The organism is Exiguobacterium sp. s152, assembly GCF_018618335.1.
Classification (GTDB): Bacteria; Bacillota; Bacilli; order Exiguobacteriales; family Exiguobacteriaceae; genus Exiguobacterium; species Exiguobacterium chiriqhucha.
The window spans coordinates 36,424-43,359 of the sequence record NZ_JACSLX010000012.1; the positions used below are offsets into that span (position 1 = coordinate 36,424).

Below are 6,936 nucleotides of genomic sequence, written 5' to 3' on the forward strand. Positions count from 1 at the left end.
ACTTAAAGAGGGATGCCATGTTAAACAGGCTTGCATTGAAAATAGGTTTGCTGTTTTTTGTGTTTATTATCATCATTGAATTGGTTTTGTTTCTAACCCTGTACGTTACTTTTGTCAATGAACGGGTGGATGAAGTCATGACCAACCTGCTTGCAAGAGGGAACACCCACAGCGAAGTATTGGAAGACAGTTTTGAACCGGCGACATTGAACCATGTGGCGTTGATGGAATCGGCCTCCGATTTCATCGTCATCATCACGGATGCAGATGGCAACGAATTGACCCATTCCGATCTGATTGAACCTGAAATGAGGGAAGTGTTGGAACACACCGATTTTGATGAGGTTCTGCAGGGAGGGAAGGTCGTGGAAGAGCGATGGGACAAAAAAGAGTTTATTGCGACGGACAGCCCAATCACCATTGAAGGAGAACATAGAGGCCACGTGTTCATGTTTGCGGAAACCAATCATATCAAAGGGATGGTCAGTCATTTGCGAAACCAATTCCTGATTGTTGGCCTGATTGCTGTCGGGTTGACCGTCATCACAATTTTTCTGCTATCCCGATTGATTACGTTGCCGTTGATTCGGATGAAAGAAGCGACGGAACAGTTAAGCGAAGGGCACCACGAGGTCAGCCTGAATATTGGCCGAAACGATGAGTTGGGAGAGCTGGCGAACGCCATCACTGCTCTATCCAGTGACTTGGAACATTTAAAAAATGAGCGGAATGAATTTTTGGCGAGTATTTCGCACGAGTTGCGGACGCCGTTGACCTATATCAAAGGATATGCCGATATCGCGAGCCGGCCGGATGCATCCGAGGAAGAGAAAAAGGAATACATTGGCATCATCCGGGAAGAGACGGCCCATTTGACGGAATTGATCCGGCAGCTGTTTGAGCTGGCTCAGATGGATCATAACCAGTTCGCCATTCAAAAAGAGGAATTTTCACTGGAGATGCTTTTTGCATCCGTCGTTGCCTTGGTTCGGCCAGCTTTTGACGAGAAACAGATTTCATTGGCTGTCCATTGTGAACATGAGATTGTCGCCTTCATTGATCCCGAACGTTTTCAGCAGGTATTGCTGAATGTCTTGGACAACGCCCGCAAGCATTCTCCTGAAGGAACACAAGTGGTATTACAGGGAGTCCAAGATAAAGGTACCATCACCATAAGCATCCGTGATGAAGGAGAGGGCATACCGGAAAAAGATCTTCCTTTTGTCTTTGAACGATTGTATCGGGTCGATAAATCCAGATCCAGACAGTACGGAGGAAGCGGTCTTGGCCTGGCGATTGCGAAAGAAATCGTCGAATCGCACGGTGGTCTCATGACGCTTCAAAGTGAGTACGGACAAGGGACAACCGTCCTGATAGAATTGAAAAGGGGGGATTCGCTTGCAGAAAGTGCTGTTGGTTGATGATGAACAACGAATGCTGGATTTAGTGGCTTTATATTTGAAGCCGCATCAGTACCTCTGTAAAAAAGCACTGGGAGCTCATGAAGCCCTCGACTATTTGGAATCGGAACCTTTCGATCTCGTCTTACTGGATATCATGATGCCGGAAATGGATGGCTGGGAACTGTGCCGCGAAATCCGGAAATTTTCGGATGTGCCAATCATTATGCTGACGGCGCGGGAACAACAGGAGGATATTGTTAAGGGATTGAATATCGGGGCGGATGATTACATCACAAAGCCGTTTAATGAAGATGAGTTGCTGGCCCGGATGGGGGCGCTGCTTCGCAGGAGAACTCCGAAAAATACCATTGAAGTGGACGGTTTGGTGTGGGACGAAGACCGGTTTGAACTTACGTACGGCAAACATATTATCAAATTGACGCCAAAAGAATTTCTGATGGTGGGCCATCTGATGAAGAATGCCGACAAAGTGTTTACGAGGGAGCAGCTGATCCAGTTAATTTGGGGATTCGACTCAGAGACGGAAGGGCGGACCATCGATTCGCATGTGCGAAATGTTCGGGAAAAAATCCGCCAGTCCGGTTTTCCGGTCGATGATCATTTTCTCACGGTTTGGGGAATCGGCTACAAATGGATCCATGAAGCAGAATGATGCTTGATAAAAGAAAAGGTCCGTCGGAAAATATTTCCGACGGGCCTTTTTGAGTAAGGTTATGCGGCGTTACGGCAAGCTTCTGCACATCTACGGCAAGCTTCCGCACAGCGTCTGCAATGTTCATGATGATCGGCGTGCTTCTCACATTCCTCTGCGCAAGCTTCGCAAATGGTTGCGCAAACGGCTGCCAGTTCGGAAACGAACGGTGAATTGTGAGTAATGGCATGTTCCAAAAATGCACAAATGTCCGCGCATTCCCGGTCTAATCGAATGCACTGTGCTAGCATCTTCACATCGTCTTCCTGCAGACAAGCGTCAAAACAATGGTTACATTCCGCTGCACAATCATGTAATGCCCGAATCAATTCCTGATGTTGTTCATGAGCCAAGTTAAAACCTCCATTTCTTATTTTTGCTTCATTTACTTGATTTCCCTCTCCTTTCCAAACTAAACAGAAATACCGAAACTCCATAGAAACTGCACATTTTATAGACAAGTAATCAGATATTAAAATCAATGGTGCGGTTTTTTTGGGGGGTCATTGTGAACTTCTAAATTAGAGTCATGGAAACAGCGATAAAGTAAAATGATACTAAACACTTGATATACCCTATCGGGGTATGTTAAGTTTAAGGAAATATTACTTTAGGAGGAATAATAATGATTGAAACATTAAAAGTACAAGGTATGTCCTGCGGCCACTGTGCAAACTCGGTTGAAACGGGCGTCGGTGAACTCGAAGGGATTTCATCTGTGACAGTTGATCTTAAAAAAGGCGAAGTGGCAGTAGACTATGATACTGCCAAGACATCATTAAACGAAATTCAGAAAGCGATTGAAGAACAAGGGTATGACGTCGTATAAGGGTGCTTTCACAGCACACTTTACTTTTAAATGAAATATACCCCCGCGTGGTATATTCGGCAAGAACTTTGTGAATGTTAAGAATGTAAATAGGGTTAAATAGGATAAGAACCACTAGTTTGGAGGAGGCGCACTGAATGGCTAAAAATGATAAAGACCATCACCACCATCAAGACGAACAGGTAGATCACAGTAAAATGGATCATTCCAAACATGTTGGGCATTCGTACCATGAAGACCAAGTGAAAGAAGGCATTCAAGACGACAGCAATCCTGCCAAAATTCATGATGATCATGCCCATCACAATCATGGTGGCCACGATCATAGTGACCATGGACATCACCATCATGGGAATTTCAAAGAAATTTTCCTGAAGTCGCTGCCCTTGGGCATTGTCATTCTATTATTGTCGCCGATGATGGACGTTCGGCTTCCTTTCCAATTTACTTTTCCATACTCGGATATTGTGGTCGCTGTATTAGCAACTATCTTATTGGTTTATGGCGGAAAACCCTTCTATCAAGGTGCAATCGCTGAATTTAAGGAAAAAGCACCGGGCATGATGGCCCTTATTTCATTAGGGATATCCGTTTCCTATTTGTACAGCATTTACGCCGTGCTGGCACGCTACGTAACCGGCGATCACATCATGGATTTCTTCTTTGAATTCGCGTCCTTGCTGTTGATCATGCTCCTTGGACACTGGATCGAAATGAAGGCTATCGGAGAAGCAGGAGACGCGCAAAAATCGCTCGCCGAATTGGTGCCGAAAGATGCACATGTGGTATTGGAAGATGATTCGATCGAGACGCGTCCCGTAAATGAGCTGAAAGTCGGAGACCTTGTACGGGTTCAGGCCGGAGAAAACGTCCCTGCCGATGGCATCATCAAAAGAGGCACCTCGCGGATCAATGAAGCTTTGCTGACGGGGGAATCTAAACCCATTGAAAAAGGAGCCGGAGACAAAGTGATCGGCGGTTCCACGAACGGTGCAGGCATCATATATCTTGAAGTACAGGAAACCGGCGACCAATCGTTCATTTCCCAAGTACAAACCCTGATAAGCCAGGCGCAGGATCAACCTTCAAGAGCTGAAAATCTGGCTCAAAAAGTAGCCGGCTGGCTGTTTTATATCGCCATTGCGGCAGCTTTCCTCGCTTTTGTCGTTTGGCTGTACATTGCTGACATTCAAACCGCTGTTCTTTTTACGGTTACGACATTAGTCATTGCATGTCCACACGCTCTCGGCCTTGCCATTCCGCTGGTTATTGCACGAAGCACCAGTTTAGGTGCAAGCCGCGGGCTGTTGGTGAAAGACCGCGAAGCATTGGAGCTGGCAACTAAGGCTGATGTAATGATACTGGATAAAACGGGTACATTGACTACTGGCGAATTTAAAGTTTTGAACATGGAAACACTGGATGGTCAACATACCGAAGCCGAAATCGCGGCGTTAATGGCAGGGATTGAAGGCGGGTCCAGCCACCCAATCGCCCAGTCAATCGTCCAATACGCTGAGAAACAAGGGATTCAGCCTGTCCACTTTGATTCGATTGATGTTGTGTCGGGTGCGGGTATAGAAGGAAACGCCAATGGCCGCAAATACGAATTGATCAGCCAAAAGGCACTTGGAAGAGATGTAGCGGTGGATGTTCCCAAAGGGGCAACATTAAGTATACTAGTTGAGGACGGGAATCCGATCGGTACGGTCGCATTAGGCGATGAATTGAAAGAAACGAGCAGAACGCTGATACAGGCATTGAAGCATTACAATATAAAACCGATTATGGCTACAGGTGACAATGAAACGGCTGCCCAAGGAGTAGCAGAGGAACTGGGCATTGAATACAGAGCCAATCAATCACCGCAAGATAAATATGATTTAGTGGAATCACTGAAAAATAATGGACAAACGGTTATCATGGTCGGCGATGGCGTCAACGATGCACCATCCCTTGCAATAGCAGACGTTGGGATAGCAGTCGGTGCCGGAACTCAAGTCGCCATCGATTCCGCTGATGTGATTTTGACTCAGTCGGATCCAGGCGATATTGAATCCTTTATCGAATTGGCCAATAAAACAACCAGTAAAATGAAACAGAACCTCGTGTGGGGAGCCGGTTATAACTTTATTGCCATTCCCATAGCGGCGGGTGTTCTAGCCTCCATTGGGATTACGTTGGCTCCTGCCGCAGGAGCAGTTCTGATGTCCGTGTCCACGGTTATCGTGGCTATCAATGCGATGACATTGAAACTAAGAAATAGAGCTGTTTAACACCGTGTTTAATTGTCGTACACGAAAAGTGCTGCCTCCCAAAAGTTGAATTTTCTTTAACCTTGGGGGCACAGTTTTGTATTAGGTTAAAGTCAAACGGAGGTTTGAAGACTTTGGATAATTAAATATATTTTTATAGTTAACATATGAGATATTATCGGAAGAGAGGAAGCCCAAAAGCTTCTTCTCTTTTCTACTTAAATTCAATTAACACAAAAAAGTTTTCAAAAATTAATCATTCATTCATTAATAGCCGATTGTAAAATTAAGCTAGACAATTGAAAAAGCCATTCGTGGTACACTCACAATGTATTTTCCGACCAAAGAAAAACATAGGAGTGATCACGAATGACCTACACCCATCTTACCACGGATGAACTGGTGATGATAGAATCCTACCACCGCCAAAATATACCTGTAGCGATCATTGCTAAGTTGATGAACCGTTCCAGGCAGCCAATCTACAACGTCATCAATTTCCTGAAATCAGGACATACAGCGCTCGACTTCTACACGCAATACAAGAAAAATAAGAAACGCTGCGGCCGGCGGAAGATTGTCCTGCCGAAGAAACAAGTGGCCTATGTTCAAGACAAGGTGGCGCAGGGCTGGACGCCGGATGTCATTGTCGGCCGGGCAGAAACGGCCATCGATTGTTCCGCGCGCACCATCTATCGCATGTTCAAAAATCAGGTCTTTGACGCCGCCACGCTGCCGATGAAAGGAAAACGGAAACCCAATGGACACCAGGAACGCCGGGGAAAACAGGCGTTCAAACGCCATATTTCCGAACGGGAAGCCGACAACCCGTCGTTCAAAAAAGAGTTCGGGCATATCGAAGGCGACACCATTGTGGGTGCCCGCCACAAAAGTGCGGTGATCACGCTGGTCGAACGGCTGACGAAAGTCATCATCGCCCTGAAGCCTGCAGGACGCAAGGCTTGCGATATTGAAACTGCGTTGAACCAGTGGTTCCAAGGGGTCCCGAGAAATCTGTTCAAATCCATCACGTTTGATTGCGGCAAGGAATTCTCCAATTGGAAACCGTTGTGCAACCGGCACGACGTCTCGATTTACTTTGCGGATCCCGGCACGCCTTCTCAGCGCGCCTTGAATGAAAACTCCAACGGGCTCCTGCGGAAAGACGGCTTGGCAAAGGAAATGGACTTCAACCAGGTGGATCAAACATTCATTTCGTCGGTGGCCGACAAGCGGAATAACATCCCAAGAAAGTCACTGAATTACCGCACACCGTTGGAGGCATTTTTGAGTCACCTGAATGGAGTCGATCTGTCTAGCTTAAATTGACAAACGGAACCTCCAATATGTTTTAGATTCTTTCGTTATTTATAAAAAGATGGTATTTATAAAAGTCAAAGTCTTCTTTTTTATTATAGCAGTCTAGTTTAGATGCGAAAAAACTATATTTATCCGCCCTTTTTATTTCTGAAAAAGTCGAGGAACGACACTACGTTTCGTGACGCAGACTTCGAACAACCGCCAGGGCGTTAGTCTATCGATTGTTCGACGTGAATGATTGCCTCGAACGGCACATGGATGATCCCTTCCCTTTGATTGGCCAGCTCGACGGTCCGCTCCATGTAGTTCGTCCGGTGCACGAATCCTCTGAATCGTTTCATCTCCCGCTTCTCCACATATTTTACCTCTACCAAATCTCCGCTGAAGATCGCGTCGTTCAGCACATTCTCATAGACC

7 protein-coding genes are annotated in these 6,936 nt (G+C 46.0%); 5 read left to right on the forward strand and 2 right to left on the reverse strand.

Annotated elements, in window-relative coordinates; genetic code table 11:
- Window positions 1-17 precede the first annotated feature (17 nt).
- Both KNP72_RS14550 and KNP72_RS14555 read left to right on the forward strand, forming a co-directional pair.
- Window positions 18-1,421, forward strand: a complete 1,404-nt coding sequence (locus KNP72_RS14550) for a sensor histidine kinase (protein WP_214720038.1) — start codon at window positions 18-20, stop codon at window positions 1,419-1,421.
- Window positions 1,399-2,076, forward strand: coding sequence for a response regulator transcription factor (locus KNP72_RS14555; protein WP_029595517.1), 678 nt, complete (start codon window positions 1,399-1,401; stop codon window positions 2,074-2,076). The genes KNP72_RS14550 and KNP72_RS14555 overlap by 23 nt, the downstream gene beginning before the upstream one ends.
- A gap of 59 nt (window positions 2,077-2,135) precedes the next feature.
- Here the strand turns inward: KNP72_RS14555 and KNP72_RS14560 are convergent, their stop codons facing one another.
- Entirely contained in the window at window positions 2,136-2,468 is a 333-nt protein-coding gene (locus KNP72_RS14560) for a four-helix bundle copper-binding protein (protein WP_081828355.1), read from the reverse strand.
- 272 nt (window positions 2,469-2,740) lie between these two features.
- Between KNP72_RS14560 and copZ the strand changes: the two genes are divergently transcribed.
- From copZ to KNP72_RS14575, 3 genes are all read left to right on the forward strand, one after another.
- Entirely contained in the window at window positions 2,741-2,944 is a 204-nt protein-coding gene (copZ, locus tag KNP72_RS14565) for a copper chaperone CopZ (protein ID WP_029336157.1), read from the forward strand.
- A gap of 137 nt (window positions 2,945-3,081) precedes the next feature.
- A complete protein-coding gene (locus tag KNP72_RS14570; protein WP_251129042.1) occupies window positions 3,082-5,220 on the forward strand; it encodes a heavy metal translocating P-type ATPase in 2,139 nt (712 codons plus the stop codon).
- A 348-nt stretch (window positions 5,221-5,568) separates the two neighbouring features.
- Window positions 5,569-6,528: an IS30 family transposase gene (locus KNP72_RS14575; protein ID WP_114167461.1), complete on the forward strand. Its 960-nt coding sequence runs from the start codon at window positions 5,569-5,571 to the stop codon at window positions 6,526-6,528.
- A gap of 200 nt (window positions 6,529-6,728) precedes the next feature.
- On the opposite strand, the gene KNP72_RS14580 is transcribed toward KNP72_RS14575, so the two are convergent.
- Window positions 6,729-6,936: YolD-like family protein (locus tag KNP72_RS14580; protein ID WP_214686808.1), on the reverse strand; the 208-nt coding region annotated here is incomplete at its 5' end.

What these genes read in the sequence shown, in the direction of transcription:
- KNP72_RS14550 (WP_214720038.1), top strand. Translation starts at nt 18, where the DNA reads ATGTTAAACAGGCTTGCATTGAAAATAGGTTTGCTGTTTTTTGTGTTT.
- copZ (WP_029336157.1), top strand. Translation starts at nt 2,741, where the DNA reads ATGATTGAAACATTAAAAGTACAAGGTATGTCCTGCGGCCACTGTGCA.
- KNP72_RS14570 (WP_251129042.1), top strand. Translation starts at nt 3,082, where the DNA reads ATGGCTAAAAATGATAAAGACCATCACCACCATCAAGACGAACAGGTA.
- KNP72_RS14575 (WP_114167461.1), top strand. Translation starts at nt 5,569, where the DNA reads ATGACCTACACCCATCTTACCACGGATGAACTGGTGATGATAGAATCC.